Origin of the sequence: Citrobacter farmeri (assembly GCF_019048065.1) — a bacterium.
GTDB classification, from domain to species: Bacteria; Pseudomonadota; Gammaproteobacteria; order Enterobacterales; family Enterobacteriaceae; genus Citrobacter_A; species Citrobacter_A farmeri.
Window position 1 is genome coordinate 2055278 of record NZ_CP077291.1, and the last position, 23680, is coordinate 2078957.

General features: G+C 53.3%; 17 protein-coding genes and 2 tRNA genes. 11 read left to right on the forward strand and 8 right to left on the reverse strand.

Annotated elements, in window-relative coordinates:
* Positions 1 to 48: 48 nt before the first annotated feature.
* A complete protein-coding gene (locus I6L53_RS09730) occupies positions 49 to 1455 on the forward strand; it encodes a YchO/YchP family invasin (RefSeq protein ID WP_042318614.1) in 1407 nt (468 codons plus the stop codon).
* On the opposite strand, the gene narL is transcribed toward I6L53_RS09730, so the two are convergent.
* A complete protein-coding gene (narL, locus tag I6L53_RS09735; protein WP_042318615.1) occupies positions 1456 to 2106 on the reverse strand; it encodes a two-component system response regulator NarL in 651 nt (216 codons plus the stop codon).
* Complete coding sequence (gene narX / locus I6L53_RS09740) at positions 2099 to 3895, reverse strand: nitrate/nitrite two-component system sensor histidine kinase NarX (RefSeq protein ID WP_042318616.1); 1797 nt, start codon at positions 3893 to 3895, stop codon at positions 2099 to 2101. The genes narL and narX overlap by 8 nt, the downstream gene beginning before the upstream one ends.
* Positions 3896 to 4248: 353 nt before the next feature.
* Here narX and I6L53_RS09745 point away from each other — a divergent pair, with 353 nt between their 5' ends.
* From I6L53_RS09745 to narI, 5 genes are all read left to right on the forward strand, one after another.
* The gene (locus I6L53_RS09745; protein ID WP_042318617.1) at positions 4249 to 5640 is read left to right on the forward strand and encodes a NarK family nitrate/nitrite MFS transporter; all 1392 of its coding nucleotides are present in this window, start codon (positions 4249 to 4251) and stop codon (positions 5638 to 5640) included.
* Between the two features lie 391 nt (positions 5641 to 6031).
* A complete protein-coding gene (locus I6L53_RS09750) occupies positions 6032 to 9775 on the forward strand; it encodes a nitrate reductase subunit alpha (RefSeq protein ID WP_042318618.1) in 3744 nt (1247 codons plus the stop codon).
* A complete protein-coding gene (gene narH, locus I6L53_RS09755) occupies positions 9772 to 11304 on the forward strand; it encodes a nitrate reductase subunit beta (protein WP_042318619.1) in 1533 nt (510 codons plus the stop codon). The genes I6L53_RS09750 and narH overlap by 4 nt, the downstream gene beginning before the upstream one ends.
* Positions 11304 to 12014, forward strand: coding sequence for a nitrate reductase molybdenum cofactor assembly chaperone (gene narJ / locus I6L53_RS09760; RefSeq protein ID WP_042318620.1), 711 nt, complete (start codon positions 11304 to 11306; stop codon positions 12012 to 12014). The genes narH and narJ overlap by 1 nt, the downstream gene beginning before the upstream one ends.
* Positions 12014 to 12691 carry a respiratory nitrate reductase subunit gamma gene (narI, locus tag I6L53_RS09765; protein WP_042318621.1) on the forward strand — a complete coding sequence of 226 codons (678 nt, stop codon included), beginning with the start codon at positions 12014 to 12016 and terminating at the stop codon, positions 12689 to 12691. The genes narJ and narI overlap by 1 nt, the downstream gene beginning before the upstream one ends.
* Before the next feature lie 217 nt (positions 12692 to 12908).
* Here narI and I6L53_RS09770 read toward each other — a convergent pair.
* From I6L53_RS09770 to I6L53_RS09785, 4 genes are all read right to left on the reverse strand, one after another.
* Positions 12909 to 12993: transfer RNA gene (locus tag I6L53_RS09770), tRNA-Tyr, on the reverse strand.
* Positions 12994 to 13026: 33 nt separating this feature from the next.
* A tRNA-Tyr gene (locus I6L53_RS09775) sits at positions 13027 to 13111 on the reverse strand.
* 158 nt (positions 13112 to 13269) lie between these two features.
* Positions 13270 to 14112 (reverse strand): formyltetrahydrofolate deformylase, encoded by an 843-nt coding sequence (purU, locus tag I6L53_RS09780; RefSeq protein WP_042318622.1) that lies wholly within the window; start codon positions 14110 to 14112, stop codon positions 13270 to 13272.
* 55 nt (positions 14113 to 14167) lie between these two features.
* Complete coding sequence (locus tag I6L53_RS09785) at positions 14168 to 14623, reverse strand: YchJ family protein (protein WP_042318623.1); 456 nt, start codon at positions 14621 to 14623, stop codon at positions 14168 to 14170.
* Positions 14624 to 14734: 111 nt separating this feature from the next.
* Here I6L53_RS09785 and rssA point away from each other — a divergent pair, with 111 nt between their 5' ends.
* The 3 genes from rssA to galU all read left to right on the forward strand — a co-directional run bounded on the left by rssA (position 14735) and on the right by galU (position 17858).
* A complete protein-coding gene (gene rssA / locus I6L53_RS09790) occupies positions 14735 to 15643 on the forward strand; it encodes a patatin-like phospholipase RssA (protein ID WP_042318624.1) in 909 nt (302 codons plus the stop codon).
* Positions 15644 to 15735: 92 nt separating this feature from the next.
* Complete coding sequence (rssB, locus tag I6L53_RS09795) at positions 15736 to 16749, forward strand: two-component system response regulator RssB (RefSeq protein WP_042318625.1); 1014 nt, start codon at positions 15736 to 15738, stop codon at positions 16747 to 16749.
* A 200-nt stretch (positions 16750 to 16949) separates the two neighbouring features.
* Complete coding sequence (gene galU, locus I6L53_RS09800) at positions 16950 to 17858, forward strand: UTP--glucose-1-phosphate uridylyltransferase GalU (protein WP_042318626.1); 909 nt, start codon at positions 16950 to 16952, stop codon at positions 17856 to 17858.
* Between the two features lie 139 nt (positions 17859 to 17997).
* On the opposite strand, the gene hns is transcribed toward galU, so the two are convergent.
* On the reverse strand, positions 17998 to 18411 hold the full coding sequence (gene hns / locus I6L53_RS09805) for a histone-like nucleoid-structuring protein H-NS (RefSeq protein WP_042318627.1): 414 nt from the start codon (positions 18409 to 18411) through the stop codon (positions 17998 to 18000).
* Positions 18412 to 19017: 606 nt separating this feature from the next.
* On the opposite strand from hns, the gene tdk reads away from it, so the two are divergent.
* Entirely contained in the window at positions 19018 to 19635 is a 618-nt protein-coding gene (tdk, locus tag I6L53_RS09810; protein WP_042318628.1) for a thymidine kinase, read from the forward strand.
* Between the two features lie 128 nt (positions 19636 to 19763).
* Here tdk and adhE read toward each other — a convergent pair whose 3' ends face one another.
* Positions 19764 to 22439 (reverse strand): bifunctional acetaldehyde-CoA/alcohol dehydrogenase, encoded by a 2676-nt coding sequence (gene adhE, locus I6L53_RS09815; RefSeq protein ID WP_042318630.1) that lies wholly within the window; start codon positions 22437 to 22439, stop codon positions 19764 to 19766.
* Positions 22440 to 22915: 476 nt separating this feature from the next.
* Between adhE and ychE the strand changes: the two genes are divergently transcribed.
* Positions 22916 to 23563 carry an NAAT family transporter YchE gene (gene ychE / locus I6L53_RS09820; protein WP_042318631.1) on the forward strand — a complete coding sequence of 216 codons (648 nt, stop codon included), beginning with the start codon at positions 22916 to 22918 and terminating at the stop codon, positions 23561 to 23563.
* Positions 23564 to 23680: the final 117 nt, after the last annotated feature.

A 23680-nucleotide genomic window follows, 5' to 3' on the forward strand; every position in this document is an offset into this window, starting at 1 on the left:
CTTTTAGGGTGTTAAGTTAACTGAACTCCGTAAGAAGCTATCGTCGATTTGAGTCGTTTTGTATCGCATCCCGCCCCTCTCTGGTTACTCTTGCTGTTGGCAGGCGGTACGGCCAGTGCACAATCCTCCTTCATGCAACAGGCAGAAAATCCCTTTGATAATAATCAGGACGGCTTGCCCGATCTGGGGATGGCTCCCGAATCGCATGAAAGCGAAAAACATTTTGCAGAGATGGTGAAAGCCTTTGGCGAGGCGAGCATGGTCGACAACGGTCTGGACACTGGCGAGCAGGCAAAACAGTTTGCCTTTGGTCAGGTGCGTGACGCCGTGAGCGAGCAGGTGAATCAGCAGCTGGAATCCTGGCTGTCGCCGTGGGGTAAGGCCAGCGTCAACGTACAGGTCAATAACGAAGGCAATTTTAACGGCAGTCGCGGAAGCTGGTTTGTCCCCTGGCAGGATAACTCACGCTACCTCACCTGGAGTCAACTGGGGCTCACCCAGCAGGATGACGGACTGGTGAGCAATGTGGGTATCGGCCAGCGCTGGGCGCGTGACGGCTGGCTGCTCGGCTATAACACCTTCTACGATAATCTGCTGGATGAAAACCTTCAGCGTGGCGGACTGGGCGCCGAAGCGTGGGGGGAACACCTGCGGCTGTCGGCCAATTATTACCAGCCGTTTGCCTCATGGCGCGCCCATACGCCGACGCTGGAACAACGAATGGCGCGCGGTTACGACGTCACGGCGGAAATGCGCATGCCGTTCTACGAATTTCTCAACACCCGCGTCAGCGTGGAGCAATATTTTGGCGACAGCGTTGATCTGTTTGATTCCGGGACGGGCTATCACAATCCGGTGGCGGTGAAGCTGGGACTGGACTACACCCCGGTCCCGCTGTTGACCGTAACCGCGCAGCACAAGCAAGGGGAGAGCGGCCTCAGCCAGAACAACCTCGGACTGAACGTGAACTACCGCTTCGGCGTGCCGTTGAAAAAACAGTTGGCTGCAAGCGAAGTGGCAGAGCGTCAGTCGCTGCGCGGAAGCCGCTATGATAACCCACAGCGTAACAACCTGCCGACGATGGAATATCGTCAGCGTAAAACGCTGAGTGTGTTTCTGGCGACCCCGCCGTGGGATTTGCATTCGGGCGAAACGGTAGCGTTAAAATTACAGGTACGCAGTCTGCATGGCATTCGCCATATCACCTGGCAGGGAGATATGCAGGCGCTGAGTCTGACGGCGGGCGCAAATGCGGAAAGTGCGGAGGGCTGGACGGTCATCATGCCGGCCTGGGACGGTCGTGAAGGGGCGAGTAATCGCTGGCGACTGTCGGTGGTGGTGGAAGATGAGAAGGGGCAGCGCGTCTCTTCCAATGAGATCACGCTCTCGCTGACTGAACCGTTCATGGCTATGCCAGAAGACGATCCGCGCTGGAAGCTGCTCCCGGAGGAGTAATCAGAAGATGCGTTCCTGATGCACCCACACTGCCGCTTCGACGCGGGATTTGAGCTTCATTTTCTTTAGCATATGCTTCACGTGGACTTTCACCGTGCTCTCGGTGATATCCAGACGGCGGGCAATCATTTTGTTCGGCAGGCCCTGGGCGATAAGCTTCAGAATATCGCGCTCACGCGGGGTCAGTTGCGTAACGTCGCGATCGGAGGTGGCACGGTTGGCGCGCAGGCTGGCAGCCAGCACCGGCGTTAACGCTTCGCTTAATACCATCTCCCCGGCAGCGGCCTGTTGTAACGACTTAAGCAGATCTTCCGGTTCCATGTCTTTCAGCAGATAGCCGTCAGCGCCGCGCTTGAGCGCCGTCACGACGTCTTCTTCATGATTTGACACGCTGAACACCACGATCCGTCCGGACAGCGCCTTCTCGCGCAGTTTGTCGAGGGTTTCCAGCCCGTTCATTCCCGGCATGTTCAGGTCGAGCAGGATCAGGTCCGGATCAAGCGATTCGGCCAGTTCGATACCCTGTTCGCCGTTACTGGCCTCACCGACTACGGTAATATCGGGTGCCATGCTGACAAGCTGTTTGACGCCGGTACGCAGCATCGGATGATCGTCGATGAGCAGGATAGTTGCCGGTTCCTGATTATTCATGGGTTTCTCCTTGAACTTCTGTGAAGTATTTTTCGGGAATAAAGGTGACAGCGACTTCAGTACCGCCCGTCTCGCGACGGCGTACCTGGCAATCTCCGCGCAGGCTTTGTGCCCGGTCGCGCATAATGATCATGCCATAGTGGTTACTGCGTTCGGCGTTCTCAGGAACGCCACAGCCGTTGTCCTGTACGGTCAATTTCACCTGCTTGCCCTTCAGTGCCACGGTGACCACCACTTCATCAGCGTGAGAGTGTTTAAGCGCATTGCTTAAGGCTTCGCGGGCAATTTGCAGCAGGTGAATCGCCTGATGCGAAGGCACCAGACGCGGGGGTAACTGGTAATCCAGCCTCAGCGGAAAACCAAAACGGGCGCTGTATTCCTGGCAGCTGGCTTCCAGCGCCGGACGCAAACCAGGCTCGGTCAGCCGTAGACGGAACGTCGTCAACAGTTCACGCAGTTGCGCCCATGACGCGTTCAGTTCGTTGCGGATCTGGCTCAGCAGGTCGCGACTGCTGTCCGGCAACATCTCTCCCTGCATTTGCAGACAACTGACCTGCATCTTCATACAGGACAGCGATTGTGCAATAGAATCATGCAGTTCGCGCGCAATGGTTGCACGCTCTTCCATGACAATCAACTGCTGCTGGCGTTCCTGATTGCGATCCAGCGCCAGTGTCGCGGTGAGTTGCTCCACCACGGTATCCACCAGTTGCTGCTGATCGTGGCTCAGGTGACGCCCCTGGGGCAGGGTTGCCAGTAAAATGCCGTACTGGGTATGGGTGTCTGTTAAGCGCCATTTCAGCGTCATTCCCCCTTCAACCTGCGGCAGCGCTTCGCGCGGACAGAGATGGCACCCTTTGTCATCGCAGCTGAGATCGGACTGGCAGGTAAATTCCTGATGGTTCTCTTCATCTTCCTGGTCATACACCCGCAATTCGATGTCATGCATTTGGGTCAGGTTTTGCAGACCATTTAGCACCGGGGAGAGACGTTCGCAAAGCGGCACCGGTGAATGCAGACGGCGGTTCGCCTGCCAGAGGAAAGAGAGGATCTGGTTTTTCTGCTCCAGCCCGGCGGTTTTTTCCCGGACACGCTGTTCAAGCACTGAATAGCTTTCTGCCAGTTCGTCTGACATGTTATTAAGCGCGTCGCCGAGCATCGCCATTTCATTGCGCCCGCCGATATGTGCGCGCTGAGTAAAGTCGCGCTGGCTGACGGCACGGGCCATCGACAGCAGTTGTTTCCACGGCTGAAGAAGCCGCGCCCGCAGCCAGATAATGGTAAAGACCAGCAGCAGCGCCATGAAAATCGCCATCACCCGGTGCACCATTACCACGCGTTCAATGCGCATTTCGGTGGTGTGATCAAACGCGGAGACGAGCTGATCAAGGCTGGTGACGAACCGGTTAACGTCGGCGGCGACGGCTTCTCTGCTCCCGGCGTGCAGTAGTCCGGGGGAGAGTTCACGGTGCCAGTAATCCTGGAGTGCGCGCAGTTGCTCCTGCTGGCCGTCGCGCTCTGCCGCGCGGGTTAGCTCCGGGCTGAACGCCGTTTGCTCCATCTCATTAAGCAGTTTCTGGTCGTCAACGCTCAACGGCACCGCGGCGAGCAGGCGATAGCTTTGCATGCGCAAAGAACCCGCTTTATTGATGGCGTGCGCGCTGCCCTGTACGCCCTGAACCAGCCAGCCAGAGACTGCCATACCCGCTACGCCTACGGCGGTAGAGAGCATCACAATGAGCGCCACCTGGTTAACCAGCGTGAGCGGAGAGAGACAACGTTTTAGCATAAAACCTTCTTCCTTCAGGTCTCCGGACAGCGAATAGGGAAACCTTAATGAATGACGAGACTGCCGGGCAGAATTGGGCAGTGGCGTTATTCTCGACCATCCCCTGGAGTATACCCATACCTAAAACGAGTTACCTCTTAATTGCCATGCCTGGAGAGGGTTTGGGGAAGGGGAGACCTGGGGTCGGCAGCACTGTGAAAAACCACGTATTTTTTGTCGAATTATTCTACTCACTTAGGGTGATCATGATTTTTTTGCTGTGATATTGGCAACTTTTCCTTTGATTTATATCAACTTACCTCGCGCTGTAAACCCTAATGTTGCAGGCATCGAATCGAGTATCAGAGGTGTCTATGAGTCACTCATCCGCCCCGGAAAGGGCATCTGGAGCTGTAATCACAGAATGGCGACCGGAAGATCCGGCGTTCTGGGCACAGCGGGGTCAACGTATCGCCAGTCGCAACCTGTGGATTTCCGTCCCTTGTTTGCTACTGGCGTTTTGCGTCTGGATGTTGTTCAGTGCTGTTGCAGTAAATTTGCCGAAAGTCGGCTTCAGCTTTACCACCGACCAGCTGTTTATGCTGACGGCATTACCATCGGTCTCCGGCGCGTTGTTACGTGTGCCTTACTCTTTCATGGTACCGGTCTTTGGTGGTCGACGCTGGACCGCGTTCAGTACCGGGATCCTGATTATTCCGTGCGTCTGGTTAGGCTTTGCGGTACAGGATACCTCCACACCGTTCAGCACCTTTATTCTGATCTCTCTGCTCTGCGGTTTTGCCGGCGCTAACTTTGCTTCCAGTATGGCGAATATCAGCTTCTTCTTTCCGAAGCAGAAGCAGGGCGGTGCGCTGGGGCTGAATGGCGGTCTGGGGAATATGGGCGTCAGCGTCATGCAACTGGTTGCGCCGCTGGTGGTTTCTCTGTCGATCTTCGCCATCTTCGGCAGCCACGGCGTTGAACAACCGGATGGTTCGCAACTGTATCTGGCGAATGCTGCCTGGGTCTGGGTACCGTTCCTCGCCCTCTTTACGCTGGCGGCCTGGTTCGGCATGAACGAACTGGCCACGTCGAAAGCGTCACTGAAAGAGCAACTGCCGGTTCTCAAGCGTGGTCATCTGTGGATCATGAGTCTGCTCTATCTTGCGACTTTCGGCTCGTTTATCGGCTTTTCCGCGGGCTTTGCAATGCTGTCAAAAACGCAGTTCCCGGAGATTCAGATCCTGCACTATGCCTTTTTTGGCCCTTTTGTCGGCGCGCTGGCGCGTTCGGCGGGCGGGGCGATCTCTGACCGTTTAGGCGGGACGCGTGTCACGCTGGTCAACTTCGTGCTGATGGCCATTTTCAGCGGCCTGCTGTTCCTGACGTTACCGACCAACGGTACCGGCGGCAGCTTCATCGCCTTCTTCGTGGTCTTCCTTGCGCTGTTCATGACGGCAGGGTTGGGCAGTGGCTCTACCTTCCAGATGATCTCAGTTATCTTCCGTAAGCTGACGATGGATCGCGTGAAGGCTGAAGGCGGTTCTGAAGAGAAAGCAATGCGTGAAGCGGCGACTGATACGGCGGCAGCGTTAGGCTTTATCTCAGCGATTGGCGCCATTGGCGGCTTCTTTATCCCGAAAGCCTTTGGCACTTCGCTGGCCTTAACCGGCTCGCCGGTCGGTGCGATGAAAGTCTTTCTGATCTTCTATATCGCCTGCGTGGTCATTACCTGGTTGGTATACGGACGGCATTCGAAAAAATAAAAAGAGCAGTGATGTATTCCCCATTGCGCGGCGTTAGACCGCGCTTTTTTTATTTCTGAGTTAGTTACAACATACTTTTGATTTTATTGCCTGCACCGGTCTGTATCAGCCTTATCCGGAAGACGTCTCCAGGGGGCATACCCCTTAATACCCACTTGTAAAGAATTTAACCCTTACTGAAAGCGAGTAATAAAAAATAATCAATAAAATCAAATATATGAATAGATAAATAAAATCCTCCGAAAGGGGTATGTCAAAATTCACCCCTCGTTTTCATCCCTGTCTGCCTTGATCGTTATCAATTCTCACGCCCTTTCAGAGCGTTACCTTCGCCCTCAATCAAGCAATGTCGATTTATCAGAGAGCCGTCAGGCTCCACAGGAGAGAACCGATGAGTAAATTCCTGGACCGATTTCGCTACTTCAAGCAGAAGGGTGAAACCTTTGCCGATGGGCACGGCCAGCTTCTCGAAACCAACCGGGACTGGGAGGATGGTTATCGCCAGCGTTGGCAACACGACAAAGTTGTGCGCTCAACCCACGGTGTTAACTGCACCGGCTCATGTAGCTGGAAAATCTACGTTAAAAATGGCCTGGTGACCTGGGAAACCCAACAAACGGACTACCCGCGTACCCGTCCGGACATGCCAAACCACGAACCTCGTGGCTGTCCGCGCGGTGCCAGTTACTCCTGGTATCTCTACAGCGCTAACCGTCTGAAATATCCGCTGATGCGCAAACGTCTGATGAAGCTGTGGCGTGAAGCGAAGAAGTTGCACAGCGATCCGGTCGAGGCCTGGGCCTCTGTCATCGAAGACACCGATAAAGCAAAAAGCTTCAAACAAGCGCGTGGTCGCGGTGGCTTCGTCCGTTCCTCCTGGCAGGAGGTCAATGAACTGATTGCTGCCTCTAACGTCTATACCGTGAAAACTTACGGTCCGGACCGTGTGGCTGGTTTCTCGCCGATCCCGGCGATGTCGATGGTTTCCTATGCGTCCGGCGCGCGTTATCTCTCCTTGATTGGCGGTACCTGCCTGAGCTTCTACGACTGGTACTGCGACCTGCCACCGGCCTCTCCGCAGACCTGGGGTGAGCAGACTGATGTGCCGGAATCCGCTGACTGGTACAACTCCAGCTACATCATCGCCTGGGGCTCTAACGTTCCGCAGACCCGTACGCCGGATGCCCACTTCTTTACTGAAGTCCGCTATAAAGGTACCAAAACCGTTGCGGTAACGCCGGACTACGCTGAAATCGCCAAGTTGTGCGACCTCTGGCTGGCTCCGAAACAGGGGACTGATGCGGCGATGGCGTTGGCAATGGGCCACGTTATGCTGCGTGAATTCCATCTCGACAACCCGAGCCAGTACTTTACCGACTATGTACGCCGCTACACCGACATGCCAATGCTGGTGATGCTGGAAGAGCGTGACGGCTACTATGCTGCGGGGCGTATGCTGCGTGCCGCTGACCTGGTGGATTCGCTGGGTCAGGAAAACAACCCGGAATGGAAAACTGTTGCCATTAACAGCAATGGCGATATGGTTGCGCCGAACGGCTCTATTGGTTTCCGCTGGGGCGAGAAGGGCAAATGGAACCTTGAGCAGCGCGACGGGACGACCGGTGCCGAGACGGAACTGCAACTGAGTCTGCTGGGAAGCCAGGACGAAATCGCCGAGGTGGGCTTCCCATACTTCGGCGGTGAAGGCACCGAACACGTTAATAAAGTGGCGCTGGAAAATGTACTGCTGCACAAACTGCCGGTTAAACGCCTGCAACTGGCAGACGGCACCACGGCGTTGGTTACTACCGTTTATGATCTGACGATGGCTAACTACGGTCTGGAACGCGGTCTGAACGATGCCAACTGTGCTACCAGCTATGACGACATCAAAGCGTATACTCCGGCGTGGGCAGAACAAATTACCGGTGTTCCGCGTGCGCAGATCACCCGCATCGCGCGTGAATTTGGCGACAATGCGGATAAGACGCACGGTCGTTCGATGATTATCGTTGGTGCCGGTCTGAACCACTGGTACCACCTCGACATGAACTATCGGGGGCTTATCAACATGCTGGTGTTCTGTGGCTGTATCGGCCAGAGTGGCGGCGGTTGGGCGCACTATGTCGGCCAGGAAAAATTGCGTCCGCAGACCGGCTGGCAGCCGTTGGCGTTTGCCCTTGACTGGCAGCGTCCGGCACGTCACATGAACAGTACGTCGTACTTCTACAACCATTCCAGCCAGTGGCGCTATGAGACGGTTACCGCGCAGGAGTTGTTGTCGCCGCTGGCAGACAAATCTCGCTACAGCGGTCATCTGATTGACTTCAACGTGCGCGCTGAGCGCATGGGCTGGCTGCCGTCTGCGCCGCAGCTTGGCACCAACCCGCTGACCATTGCGCAAGAGGCGAAGAAAGTCGGGATGACGCCGGTGGATTACACCGTCAAATCACTCAAAGAAGGTTCGATTCGTTTCGCGGCCGAACAGCCGGAGAATGGGAAAAACCATCCACGCAACCTGTTCATCTGGCGCTCCAACCTGCTGGGATCCTCCGGGAAAGGTCACGAGTTCATGCTGAAGTACCTGCTGGGAACCGAGCACGGTATTCAGGGTAAAGACCTGGGCAAGCAGGGCGGCGTGAAGCCGGAAGAAGTGGAATGGCAGGACAATGGCCTCGACGGCAAGCTGGATCTGGTAGTGACGCTGGACTTCCGTCTGTCGAGCACCTGTCTGTACTCCGATATCGTGCTGCCAACGGCGACCTGGTATGAGAAAGACGATATGAATACCTCGGATATGCATCCGTTTATTCATCCGCTTTCCGCCGCCGTCGATCCGGCATGGGAATCAAAAAGCGACTGGGAAATCTACAAAGCTATCGCGAAGAAATTCTCAGAAGTGTGCGTGGGGCACCTCGGGAAAGAGACGGATGTTGTCACGTTGCCGATTCAGCACGACTCTGCTGCCGAGCTGGCGCAGCCGCTGGACGTGAAGGACTGGAAAAAAGGCGAATGCGACCTGATTCCGGGCGTGACGGCTCCGCATATCATGACGGTAGAGCGTGATTATCCGGCCACTTACGAACGCTTCACCTCGGTTGGCCCGCTGATGGAGAAAATCGGTAACGGCGGGAAAGGGATCGCCTGGAACACGCAGAGCGAAATGGATCTGCTGCGTAAGCTTAACTACACCAAGGCAGACGGCCCGGCGAAAGGCCAGCCAATGCTCAATACCGCCATTGACGCGGCCGAGATGATCCTGACTCTGGCTCCGGAAACCAACGGTCACGTGGCGGTGAAAGCCTGGGCGGCGCTCAGCGAGTTTACCGGTCGCGACCATACCCATCTGGCAACGAACAAAGAAGAGGAAAAAATCCGCTTCCGCGATATTCAGGCGCAGCCGCGTAAAATCATCTCCAGCCCGACCTGGTCTGGTCTGGAAGACGAACACGTCTCCTATAACGCGGGGTATACCAACGTGCATGAGCTGATCCCGTGGCGCACGCTGACTGGTCGTCAGTCGCTGTATCAGGATCATCAGTGGATGCGTGATTTCGGTGAAAGTCTGCTGGTTTATCGTCCGCCCATTGACACCCGTTCGGTGAAATCGGTGATGGGCGAGAAATCCAACGGTTACCCGGAAAAAGCGCTCAACTTCCTGACGCCGCATCAGAAGTGGGGTATCCACTCAACCTACAGTGACAACCTGCTGATGCTGACGTTGGGTCGCGGTGGTCCGATTGTGTGGATGAGCGAAGCGGATGCTAAAGAACTGGGGATCAAAGATAACGACTGGATCGAAGTGTTCAACAGCAACGGTTCGTTGACCGCGCGTGCGGTAGTAAGCCAGCGTGTCCCGGCGGGTATGACCATGATGTATCACGCGCAGGAACGTATCGTGAATATTCCTGGCTCAGAAATCACCGGGCAGCGCGGCGGTATTCATAACTCGGTAACCCGTATTACGCCGAAACCAACCCACATGATCGGCGGCTATGCGCAGCTGGCCTACGGCTTTAACTACTACGGTACCGTCGGTTCTAACCGCGATGAGTTCGTGGTGGTACGTAAGATGAAGAATATTAACTGGTTAGATGGCGAAGGTAATGACCAGGTACAGGAGAGCGTAAAATGAAAATTCGTTCACAAGTCGGCATGGTGCTGAATCTGGATAAATGCATCGGCTGTCATACCTGCTCAGTCACCTGTAAAAACGTCTGGACCAGCCGCGAAGGTGCTGAATATGCGTGGTTCAACAACGTTGAAACCAAACCTGGCACCGGCTTCCCGACCAACTGGGAAGATCAGGAGAAATACAAGGGCGGTTGGATCCGCAAAATTAACGGTAAAATCCAGCCGCGCATGGGCAACCGCGCGATGCTGCTGGGTAAAATCTTTGCGAACCCGCATCTGCCGGGCATTGATGACTACTACGAGCCGTTTGATTTTGATTATCAGAATCTGCATAACGCAGCGGAAAGTAAGCATCAGCCGATTGCTCGTCCGCGCTCGCTGATTACCGGCCAGCGGATGGCGAAAATCGAAAAAGGGCCGAACTGGGAAGACGATCTGGGCGGCGAGTTTGAGACGCTGTCGCAAGATCAGAATTTCGAAAACATGCAGAAGGCGATGTACGGCCAGTTTGAAAACACCTTCATGATGTATCTGCCGCGACTGTGTGAGCACTGCCTCAACCCGGCGTGCGTGGCGACCTGCCCGAGCGGTGCCATCTACAAGCGTGCAGAAGACGGCATCGTGCTGATCGACCAGGACAAATGTCGTGGCTGGCGGATGTGCATCACCGGTTGTCCGTACAAAAAGATCTACTTCAACTGGAAGAGCGGTAAGTCTGAGAAATGTATCTTCTGCTACCCGCGTATTGAAGCCGGTCAACCGACCGTGTGTTCCGAAACCTGCGTGGGGCGCATCCGCTACCTCGGCGTACTGCTGTATGACGCGGATGCGATTGAAAGTGCGGCAAGCACCGAGCACGAGAAAGATCTCTACCAGCGCCAACTGGATGTGTTCCTCGATCCGAACGACCCGGCGGTTATCGAACAGGCGCTGAAAGACGGTATTCCGTTGAGCGTCATTGACGCGGCGCAGCAGTCGCCGGTTTATAAAATGGCGATGGACTGGAAGTTAGCGCTGCCGCTGCATCCGGAATATCGCACGCTGCCGATGGTGTGGTATGTGCCGCCTCTGTCACCGATTCAGTCGGCGGCGGATGCGGGCGAACTGGGCAGCAACGGCATTCTGCCGGACGTGGACAGCCTGCGTATCCCGGTTCAGTACCTCGCTAACCTGCTCACCGCAGGTGATACCCAGCCGGTATTGCTGGCGCTGAAACGTATGCTGGCGATGCGCCACTACAAACGTGCGGAAACCGTGGACGGCAAAGTGGACACCCGCGCGCTGGAAGAGGTGGGCTTAAGCGAGGCGCAGGCTCAGGAAATGTATCGTTATCTGGCGATTGCCAACTACGAAGATCGCTTCGTGGTGCCGAGCAGCCACCGTGAACTGGCGCGCGATGCGTTCCCGGAGAAAAGCGGTTGTGGCTTTACCTTCGGCGACGGGTGCCACGGTTCTGATACTGCGTTCAACCTGTTTAACAGCCGCCGCATTGATGCCATCGATGTAACCAGCAAAACGGAGCCGCGCTAATGATTGAACTCGTCATTGTTTCGCGTCTGCTTGAGTACCCGGATGCTGCCCTGTGGCAGCATCAGCAAGAACTGTACGATGCGCTCGCGTCATCTGAAAATCTCGATAAAGAGGATGCGCACACGCTCAGCGTTTTCCTGCGCGATTTAACCGCGCAGGAGATGCTGGATGCGCAGGCTAATTACAGCGAACTGTTCGATCGCGGTCGGGCAACCTCGCTGTTGCTGTTCGAACATGTGCACGGTGAATCCCGCGATCGCGGTCAGGCGATGGTTGACCTGATGGCACAGTATGAGCAGCACGGTTTACAGCTCGACAGCCGTGAACTGCCTGACCATTTGCCGCTGTATCTGGAATACCTGGCACAATTGCCGAAGCGCGAGGCGCTGGGTGGGTTACAGGACATCGCTCCGATTCTGGCGCTGCTGAGTGCGCGTCTGCAACAGCGAGAAAGCCGCTATGCGGTGCTATTCGATCTGTTGCTGAAACTGGCGAATGCGGCGATCGACAGTGACAAAGTGGCGGAGAAAATTGCGGATGAAGTTCGCGATGATACGCCGCAAGCACTCGATGCAGTCTGGGAAGAAGAGCAGGTGAAATTCTTTGCCGATCAGGGCTGCGGCGAGTCTGAAATCTCCGCTCACCAGCGTCGTTTTGCCGGAGCCGTTGCGCCGCAATATCTGAATATCACCACCGGAGGACAGCAATAATGCACTTCCTGAATATGTTCTTCTTTGACATCTATCCGTACATTGCCGGGTCCGTGTTTCTGATGGGTAGCTGGCTGCGTTACGACTACGGTCAATACACCTGGCGCGCCGCGTCCAGTCAGATGCTGGATCGTAAGGGAATGAATATGGCATCGAACCTGTTCCATTTCGGGATTCTGGGGATCTTTGCCGGCCACTTCCTCGGCATGCTGACACCGCACTGGATGTATGAAGCCTGGTTGCCCATTGAGGTGAAACAGAAGATGGCGATGATTGGCGGCGGTGCGGCGGGTCTGATGTGTCTCGTTGGCGGTGTGCTGCTGCTCAAGCGCCGTCTGTTCAGTCCACGCGTGCGGGCGACCACCACCGGTGCCGATATCCTGATCCTTTCGCTGCTGGTGATCCAGTGCGCGCTGGGGCTGCTGACCATTCCGTTCTCCGCCCAGCATATGGACGGTAGCGAAATGATGAAACTGGTGGGGTGGGCGCAGTCGGTGGTGACCTTCCACGGCGGCGCATCTGCGCATCTGGAAGGTGTGGCGTTCATCTTCCGTCTGCACCTGGTGCTGGGGATGACGCTGTTCCTGCTGTTCCCATTCTCCCGCCTGGTACACATCTGGAGCGCGCCAGTCGAGTACCTGACGCGCAAATACCAGGTAGTGCGAGCGCGCCGCTGATTGGTGAATGATGTAAGGGTAAACCCTGCTTCGGCGGGGTTTTTTTATGGGCACGGTGCTACCTGAATTGTCGGATGGCGCTGCGCTTATCCGACCTACATGATGGCGAACTGGTAGGCCCGGTAAACGAAGTGCCATCGGGCAAAAGCGATGTTTTCTGCGTGGGCAGAATATAGGGCTCTGAGTTTGGATTTAAATGGGTACGACAGGGAAGTGATGGTGGTGGGGGAAGGATTCGAACCTTCGAAGTCGATGACGGCAGATTTACAGTCTGCTCCCTTTGGCCGCTCGGGAACCCCACCACGGGGCATGATGCTTTGATATTTCTAAAGAGATGGTGGTGGGGGAAGGATTCGAACCTTCGAAGTCGATGACGGCAGATTTACAGTCTGCTCCCTTTGGCCGCTCGGGAACCCCACCACGGGGCAATACGTTTTACTGGCCTGCTTCCATTCGGGAAGCGGGGCGCATCATATCAAATGATGCGCCCCTGTAAAGCATTCCGGTGAGAAAAATAGACTGGTTGCCTGATTTTTACCCGCAAAGGCGTAAAGGTAACCAATTCATTTCTCAGTCGATTAAAGAATAATCGTCCGATTGCCGTAGACAAATACGCGCTGGGCAAGCACCTGATACAACGCGCGGCTCAGAACGTTCTTTTCGACGTCGCGCCCGGCTCGCATCATATCTTCCGCCGTGTAGGTATGATCCACATGAATAACGTCCTGCATGATGATCGGACCTTCGTCCAGATTGTCATTCACATAGTGCGCCGTTGCGCCAATGATCTTCACCCCGCGCTCATAAGCCTGGTGATAGGGTCGTGCGCCAATGAACGCGGGCAGGAACGAGTGGTGAATATTGATAATTTTGTTCGGGAAGCGCGCAACAAATTCCGGGGTCAGCACGCGCATATATTTCGCCAGCACCACGTAATCCGGCTGGTGTGCATCAATCGCGTCCGCCATCTTCAGGTCATGTTCTTCTCGGGTTAAACCTTCATGACTGACCAGTTCGAAAGGAATTTCAAAGCGCTCGACCAGCGAACGCAGCGTTTCGTGATTACCAATCACGGCGGCGATTTCTACATCCAGCCCGCCATAGTTGGCTTTCATTAACAGATCGCCCAGACAATGCGCTTCTTTGGTGACCAGGATCACTACGCGACGGCGCCCGGCTGGATTCAACTCGCGAATGGAGCCTTCCGGCAAGGCACTGTCCAGATCGGCCAGTAACGTGGAGTCGTTAAAAATACCTTCCAGTTCGGTGCGCATGAAAAAACGCCCGGTACGGTGGTCTACAAATTCATTGTTCTGCACGATATTCAGTTCATGCTTGTAGCAAATATTCGTAATACGCGCGATAAGCCCCTTTTGGTCAGGGCAGATGGTACGAAGCACTTTTCGTTGTAAAGAATGCATTGCAGCGGTAATCCTGTTGATGATGTTTGCTGAGTGAATACTGTCGGGCAGTTGACTAGCCGCAGCATTTTTTAAATTTTTTACCTGAGCCACAAGGGCAGGGGTCGTTGCGTCCAAATTGCGGGCGTGTACCGTCGATATAGTACCACTGACCGTTTTCTTTTAAAAAACGCGAACGTTCTATGATCGCTCCCGATTTTTCGTGTTCGCGAAAACGGGCGACAAAACTGACGTAGCCCGTATCGTCCGCTTCAGACACAGTGTGCTCGAAAACAGTCAGCCCCAGCCATTCGGTCGAGGCAAATCCGGCGCCGATCTCATCCCGGAAACTAGCCGCGTGACAGGCCGGATGCCAGGTCCTGATTAAATAATCTGCGTCTTTCATCACAAAAGCGCAGTAGCGCGAACGCATGAGGTGCGATGGATCGGGTGCGACTTGCTCACCAGACAGATATCGGTGGCAACATAGGCTATACTCGACTGCGCTACCACAGGGACAAAGCTGAGACACAAAAAACTCCCTGATAAAAAAACGGCGTATAAAAAAGCCTGGGTAGTACTATGTTAACTGAGCGTTGGAGATGTTGCTACGCCCGTAAGCCAGGGGAAGTTTGTCAGTCAAATGAGAAAGATGAAAATAGGTCTGGCGCTAGGCTCAGGTGCTGCGCGAGGCTGGTCGCATATTGGTGTCATCAAAGCCCTCAAACACATGGGCATTGATATTGATATCGTCGCAGGGTGTTCCATCGGTTCGCTGGTTGGTGCAGCCTACGCCTGTAATAAATTGCCCGCGCTTGAAGAGTGGGTCTGCTCGTTCAGCTATTGGGATGTCCTGCGCCTGATGGACCTGTCCTGGCGAAGGGGTGGACTGCTGCGCGGCGAGCGCGTTTTCAATCAATACCGCAATGTCATGCCGGTGGCCGACATTGAGCAGTGTCATCGTCGTTTCGCAACGGTGGCGACCAATCTCAGTACGGGGCGCGAATTATGGTTTACTGAAGGCGATCTCCATCTTGCCGTTCGCGCCTCCTGCAGCATTCCCGGCCTGATGTCTCCTGTCTCTCACAATGGCTACTGGCTGGTGGACGGTGGCGTTGTTAACCCGGTTCCCATCTCTTTGACCCGCGCGTTGGGCGCGGATATTGTGATTGCCGTCGATCTACAACATGACGCGCATCTGATGCAGCAGGATTTGTTATCGTTGAACGTCAGTGATGACCCTCCGCAGGGAGATGACGAAGGGCTCTCCTGGCACGCGCGCCTGAAAGAGCGGCTGGGTAATTTCACAGCGCGCCGCGTGGTCACCGCGCCAACCGCGATGGAAATCATGACCACATCGATTCAGGTGCTGGAAAATCGCCTGAAGCGTAACCGTATGGCGGGTGACCCGCCGGACATATTGATTCAACCATACTGTCCACAAATTTCTACCCTGGATTTTCATCGTGCCAGCGCTGCCATAGAAGCAGGGCGGTTAGCGGTAGAGAAAAAGATGGACGAACTTTTGCCTCTGGTGCGTGCCGGCGTTTGACGCACCATTTTTAACTACACTTAAGCATATTCTGACAGGCGGGTGTGGCAATAGCATGCCACTATTGAGTAAAGCCAGTCAGGGGAGAGAACATGACGCAGCCATTGGTCGGAAAACAGATTCTAATCGTTGAGGATGAGCCGGTTTTCCGCTCGCTTCTGGATTCGTGGTTTTCCTCTTTGGGAGCGACAACGGCACTGGCGGGCGATGGTTTAGAGGCACTGGAGCGTTTAGCCGATTTTACGCCCGATCTTATGATTTGCGATCTCGCTATGCCAAGAATGAACGGCCTCAGCCTGGTAGAGCATCTGCGTAACCGTGGTGATCAGACGCCAATTCTGGTGATTTCGGCGACAGAAAATATGGCCGATATTGCCAAAGCATTACGTCTCGGTGTGGATGACGTTTTGCTGAAACCGGTAAAGGACCTGACCCGGTTGCGGGAAACGGTGTTCGCCTGCCTTTATCCAAACATGTTTAATTCCCGTGTTGAAGAAGAAGAGCGTCTGTTTCGCGACTGGGATGCGATGGTGGACAATCCCGCCGCTGCCGCGAAATTGCTACAGGAACTTCAGCCTCCGGTACAGCAGGTTATTTCGCATTGCCGGGTCAATTACCGACAGCTGGTTTCGGCGGATAAGCCAGGACTGGTTCTGGATATCGCACCGCTTTCTGATAACGATCTGGCATTTTATTGTCTGGATGTTACCCGGGCGGGCGACAACGGCGTGCTGGCGGCGTTACTTCTGCGGGCGTTATTTAATGGCTTGTTGCAGGATCAACTTGCGCATCAGAATCAGCGCCTGCCGGAACTAGGGGCATTATTGAAACAGGTCAACCATCTGCTTCGTCAGGCCAATTTACCCGGACAGTTCCCGCTATTAGTCGGCTATTATCATAGTGAGCTTAAAAATCTGATTCTGGTTTCTGCCGGACTCAATGCGACATTAAATACCGGATCGCATAATGTGCAGATCAGTAATGGCGTTCCGCTGGGAACGTTGGGCAATACCTATCTCAACCAAATTAGCCAACGCTGCGAAGCCTGGCAGTGTCAAATTTGGGGGGCAGGGGGGCGACTACGCCTTATGTTGTCTGCGGAATGAACAATCGAGAGAGCGGATGCAAATTGCCGTACCTGCCTTTCTCTGCCGGTGTTACTATCAGCGCCAGTCTTATACGTATTTATCTTAATTATACGAACACGCATCCTTTTCGGACCTGAGGCTTGTGTCAGTCCTGATATACTCGATGCGATACAGATTGATGAACACGTTCAATACATGAACAGTCCAGGAGAATTTAAATGGCTGCCATTAACTCGAAAGTCAAAAAAGCCGTTATCCCGGTAGCGGGATTAGGAACCAGGATGTTACCGGCGACGAAAGCGATCCCGAAAGAGATGTTGCCGCTGGTTGATAAGCCATTAATTCAGTATGTCGTTAACGAGTGTATTGCTGCGGGCATCACTGAAATTGTGTTGGTGACTCACTCATCGAAAAATTCGATCGAAAACCACTTCGATACCAGCTTTGAACTGGAAGCGATGCTGGAAAAACGCGTTAAGCGCCAGTTACTCGAAGAAGTGCAATCTATTTGCCCGCCGCACGTCACAATAATGCAGGTTCGTCAGGGGCTGGCAAAAGGCCTGGGTCACGCGGTATTGTGCGCGCATCCGGTGGTCGGTAATGAGCCTGTCGCCGTTATTTTGCCAGACGTTATTCTTGATGAATTTGAGTCAGATTTATCCCAGGATAACCTGGCCGAAATGATTCGTCGTTTTGATGAAACCGGAAATAGCCAGATCATGGTTGAGCCGGTTGCTGATGTGACCGCATACGGTGTTGTTGACTGTAAAGGTGTGCCGCTGGCTCCGGGTGAAAGCGTTCCGATGGTAGGGGTTGTTGAGAAACCGAAAGCCGATGTCGCCCCATCAAACCTGGCAATTGTTGGCCGCTACGTGCTGAGCGCGGATATCTGGCCTCTGCTGGCGAAAACCCCTCCGGGAGCGGGTGACGAAATTCAGTTGACTGACGCGATCGATATGCTGATCGAAAAAGAGACCGTCGAAGCCTATCATATGAAAGGCAAGAGCCACGACTGCGGCAATAAATTAGGTTATATGCAGGCGTTTGTGGAATATGGCATTCGACATAATTCACTTGGCAGCGAATTTAAGTCCTGGCTCGAAGAAGAGATGGGGATTAAGAAGTAACCAGACGTTATAATTAACGAACAGAGACGGCGCTGGTATCCAGCGCCGTTTTTTTATACGAACGCTTTATGAGAAATCGACAGATAGCGGGCATAAAAAATCCCGCATAGCGCGGGATTTTAAGCAGGAAGATTACAGATTATTCCTTAATCAGGAAATCGTCCAGTTGTTTACCTTGCTCTTCCATTGCTTTCTTGATCACTGCCGGAGTACGACCCTGACCAGTCCAGGTTTTCGTTTCGCCGTTTTCGTCAACGTAGCTATATTTAGCCGGACGCGCTGCACGTTTAGCTTTGGTGCCGGATTTAACCGCCGCCATGCTATTCAGCAGTTCATTCGGATCAATACCGTCAGCAATCAACATTTCACGATATTGTTGCAGTTTACGAGTGCGCTCTTCAACTTCAGCCGCTGCCGCGCTTTCTTCTTCACGACGTTCGTTAACAACAACTTCTAATTTTTCCAGCATTTCTTCCAGCGTCTCAAGGGTACATTCTCTTGCCTGCGCACGAAGAGTACGGATGTTGTTCAGAATTTTAAGTGCTTCGCTCATTGTAGTAATCTCAAACTTATATTGGGGGTGGTTTGTTGAGCTAATAATAGAGCGTTAAATTCAGATGTGCAATAGCCAGGAATGTAAGGAATTCAAAATTGCCATTTATTTTTTGCCGACTATAAATATCCGAACTTAAATTTTTCTTGAAGGAACGCACAAAAAAGGGCTTATTGGCTGAGCGGTTACTCCTTTTTTCAGGTGAAAACATACGGATTCAGGTCACATTTTCACATGATGAAATAGACTCTCATCGCAGCGATTTCAACCCTTTGTATTAGTTTTGTTGATGGGCGCTGTCTATTACTCCGCAACAGTTATGTAGAACAGTAACAATAAGTTCAGGGTTTCCATTAGGGCAGCGTTGATAAGCAACGTTGATGAATATCGAACGCACAATACGACAAGAATGGGAACCATCGCGCGTTGTTTGTTCAATTGTTAATTCGTATTTTCCGTACATTCCCGCTCTACAGATTTTTCGCGCGCCTGGCGCTGACGACGAAAAGATATAGCCGACGGGGACAGAACCAGTCACCGATAACGATTGAAATTATGCTACACTGCGCCCCGTCTTTATTTCACTTTGGTGAGGGTCTGTGGCCGATGGCACAGCTATATTTCTACTATTCAGCAATGAATGCAGGTAAGTCGACTGCCTTACTGCAATCTTCATACAATTACCAGGAACGCGGCATGCGTACTGTCGTATATACCGCCGAAATAGACGATCGTTATGGTGCGGGGAAAGTGAGTTCGCGTATCGGGTTGTCTTCCCCCGCCAAATTATTTAACCAGAATTCATCGTTGTATGAAGAGATTGCTGCCGATAATGCACTACAGCCTATTCATTGTGTGCTGGTGGACGAATGTCAGTTTTTAACCCGACAGCAGGTTTATGAATTATCGGAAGTTGTTGATCAACTGGATATTCCGGTGCTGTGCTACGGATTGCGTACTGATTTTCGCGGCGAACTGTTTGTTGGTAGCCAATACCTGCTGGCGTGGTCAGATAAGCTGGTAGAATTAAAAACGATCTGCTTCTGCGGACGTAAAGCGAGTATGGTGCTACGACTTGATCAGGCAGGCAGACCCTATAATGAGGGCGAGCAGGTGGTCATTGGCGGCAACGAGCGGTATGTGTCTGTCTGTCGTAAGCATTATAAGGAAGCGCTCGAGGAGGGCTCCCTGACGGCGATACAGGAACGTCATAGCCACGATTAGACGTTTGCCCATGCGAGTGGCTGGCGATGCGCTGAGCCGGTCCTTGACCCGATAGCAATGCTTGATTTCGGATACAAAAAAGCGGCCTCAATTGAGGCCGCTTTTACGTTACGGATGCTTAGCGAGGATTAAGCAGATTTCTTCGCCTTCTTCTCTGCTTTCGGCGCAGCAGCAACTTCTTTCGCTGCCGGCGTTCCTTCAGAGAACTCACGACCATAGAAGGTATCCAGCAGGATCTGTTTCAGTTCGGAGATCAGCGGGTAGCGCGGGTTAGCGCCGGTGCACTGGTCATCGAATGCATCTTCAGACAGCTTGTCAACATGAGCCAGGAAGTCTGCTTCCTGAACACCCGCTTCGCGGATTGACTTCGGAATACCCAGTTCAGCTTTCAGGCTTTCCAGCCAGGCCAGCAGTTTCTCGATCTTGGCTGCAGTACGGTCGCCCGGTGCACTCAGACCCAGATGGTCTGCGATTTCAGCATAACGACGGCGTGCCTGCGGACGGTCATACTGACTGAAGGCAGTCTGCTTGGTCGGGTTGTCGTTCGCGTTGTAGCGAATAACGTTGCTGATCAGCAGGGCGTTTGCCAGGCCGTGCGGAATGTGGAACTGAGAGCCCAGTTTGTGCGCCATTGAGTGACAAACACCGAGGAAGGCGTTCGCAAACGCGATACCGGCGATGGTTGCTGCACTGTGAACACGTTCACGGGCTACCGGGTTTTTAGACCCTTCGTTATAGGACGCTGGCAGGTTTTCTTTCAGCAGTTTCAGCGCCTGCAGTGCCTGACCATCCGAGAACTCAGAAGCCAGTACGGAAACGTAAGCTTCCAGGGCGTGAGTCACCGCATCAAGGCCACCAAAGGCACACAGGGATTTCGGCATGTCCATCACCAGGTTGGCATCGACAATCGCCATATCCGGGGTCAGGGCATAGTCAGCCAGTGGGTATTTCTGACCGGTTGCATCGTCGGTCACAACGGCGAACGGCGTGACTTCAGAACCCGTACCGGACGTGGTAGTGACCGCGATCATTTTCGCTTTCACGCCCATTTTCGGGAACTTGTAGATACGTTTACGGATATCCATAAAGCGCAGTGCCAGTTCTTCGAAGTGTGTTTCCGGATGTTCGTACATGACCCACATGATTTTCGCGGCGTCCATCGGGGAACCGCCACCCAGCGCGATGATCACGTCAGGTTTGAAGGAGTTAGCCAGTTCCGCGCCTTTACGGACCACAGAGAGCGTTGGGTCAGCTTCTACTTCAAAGAACACTTCGGTTTCAACGCCAGCGGCTTTCAGCACAGAGGTGATCTGGTCTGCATAACCGTTGTTAAACAGGAAGCGGTCAGTCACGATGAGCGCACGTTTGTGGCCATCAGTAATCACTTCATCCAGCGCGATAGGCAGTGAGCCACGGCGGAAGTAGATAGATTTCGGAAGTTTGTGCCACAACATGTTTTCAGCTCGCTTAGCAACGGTTTTCTTGTTGATCAGGTGTTTCGGACCAACGTTTTCAGAGATGGAGTTACCACCCCAGGAACCACAACCCAGAGTCAGGGAAGGTGCGAGTTTGAAGTTATACAGGTCACCGATACCACCCTGAGATGCCGGGGTGTTGATCAGGATACGTGCGGTTTTCATCATCTGGCCGAAGTAAGCCACGCGTTCCGGCTGGTTGTCCTGGTCGGTATACAGGCAAGAGGTATGACCGATACCGCCCATTGCAACCAGTTTCTCTGCTTTAATAACCGCGTCTTCGAAATCTTTCGCACGGTACATTGCCAGCGTCGGGGACAGTTTTTCGTGTGCGAACGGTTCGCTCTCATCAACGACTTTCACTTCACCGATCAGAATCTTGGTGGTTTCTGGTACAGAGAAGCCGGCCAGTTCAGCAATTTTATACGCTGGCTGACCCACAATAGCGGCGTTCAGCGCGCCATTTTTCAGGATCACGTCCTGAACGGCTTTCAGTTCTTTACCCTGCAGCATGTAGCCGCCGTGGCTGGCAAAACGTTCGCGAACGGCATCGTAAACGGAATCAACCACAACAACAGACTGTTCAGAAGCACAGATAACGCCGTTATCGAAGGTTTTGGACATCAGCACAGATGCAACAGCACGCTTGATATCTGCGGTTTCGTCGATAACCACCGGCGTGTTACCTGCACCCACGCCAATAGCAGGTTTACCGGAGCTGTATGCTGCCTTCACCATGCCAGGACCACCGGTCGCCAGAATCAGGTTGATATCCGGGTGATGCATCAGCGCGTTAGACAGTTCTACGGAAGGTTGATCGATCCAGCCAATCAGGTCTTTCGGTGCGCCAGCAGCGATAGCCGCCTGCAGCACGATATCTGCCGCTTTGTTGGTTGCATCTTTCGCACGCGGGTGCGGAGAGAAGATGATGGCGTTACGGGTTTTCAGGCTAATCAGGGACTTAAAGATTGCCGTAGAGGTTGGGTTTGTGGTCGGTACGATACCGCAGATGATGCCGATAGGCTCAGCAATGGTGATGGTCCCGAAGGTGTCGTCTTCAGACAGCACGCCGCAGGTTTTTTCATCTTTATATGCGTTATAGATGTATTCAGAAGCAAAGTGGTTTTTAATCACTTTATCTTCGACGATGCCCATGCCGGATTCAGCAACGGCCATCTTCGCAAGAGGGATTCGAGCATCTGCAGCGGCCAGAGCGGCGGCGCGGAAGATTTTATCAACTTGTTCTTGAGTGAAACTGGCATATTCACGCTGGGCTTTTTTGACGCGCTCTACGAGTGCGTTAAGTTCAGCGACATTAGTAACAGCCATAATGCTCTCCTGATAATGTTAAACTTTTTTAGTAAATCATCTGCTCGATACGTGAGTATAGACAGCGGGCGTTAGTTTGCATAACGGCCAGAAAATCAATTGGTTACTTAACGTTCAGTTTGCTCTGATTTACTAAAAGAGCTTATGCGTCAGCGTCATCTAACTCTAACGCGTTACTTCCAGGTGGCGTAAGCAAGATTACTCACTTCTGAGTAGCGATTACGTGATCTGGATCAAGATTTATCAAAGCTGACACCTTTCAGCAGGCCCTTTTAGCCCTAAACGCAAACTGTTGTTTAATTGTAGTGGTGAATGACTGTCAAATTATCATAATTAAAACATATTGGTAACACTCAGGAATGGTAGCAATTTTACGTTTGCCCTGGTGAAATGTGCTGTGAAAAGGCGTATCTTCAGCACGGTTTTCACCCGGTTATTTTAACTCACTTTATACGGCTAACGCTTCGGAGCTAACCGTGATCCAAACGCTGTTTGATTTTCCTGTTTATTTCAAATTTTTCATCGGGTTATTTGCACTAGTTAACCCGGTTGGGATTATTCCTGTCTTCATTAGTATGACCAGCTACCAGACAGCGGCGGCGCGTAACAAAACGAACCTGACTGCCAACCTGTCTGTTGCAATCATTTTGTGGACCTCGTTATTCCTCGGCGACGGCATTCTGCAACTGTTCGGTATCTCGATTGATTCGTTCCGTATCGCCGGCGGGATCCTCGTGGTCACTATCGCGATGTCGATGATCAGCGGCAAGCTGGGTGAGGATAAGCAGAACAAGCAGGAAAAATCGGAAACGGCGATTCGGGAGAGTGTAGGCGTTGTTCCACTGGCGCTGCCGCTGATGGCAGGCCCCGGGGCGATCAGTTCGACGATCGTATGGGGAACGCGTTACCACAGCGTCATGTACTTGCTTGGCTTTTTTGTCGCCATTGCGATTTTTGCCCTGTGTTGTTGGGGGCTTTTCCGTATGGCACCGTGGTTAGTGCGTGTCCTGGGGCAGACAGGCATCAACGTGATTACCCGAATTATGGGTCTGCTATTAATGGCGCTGGGCATCGAATTTATCGTCACCGGTATTAAGGCCATATTCCCTGGGCTGTTAAGTTAATTCGCTTTCAAATGAAATGACCGACGGAGCTGATCGCAGCTCCGTTTTTCGTTATGGGCGATATTTCGTCACCTTTCTTACTTTCCGATCCGTGCATCGGGAAAAACTAATACCTTC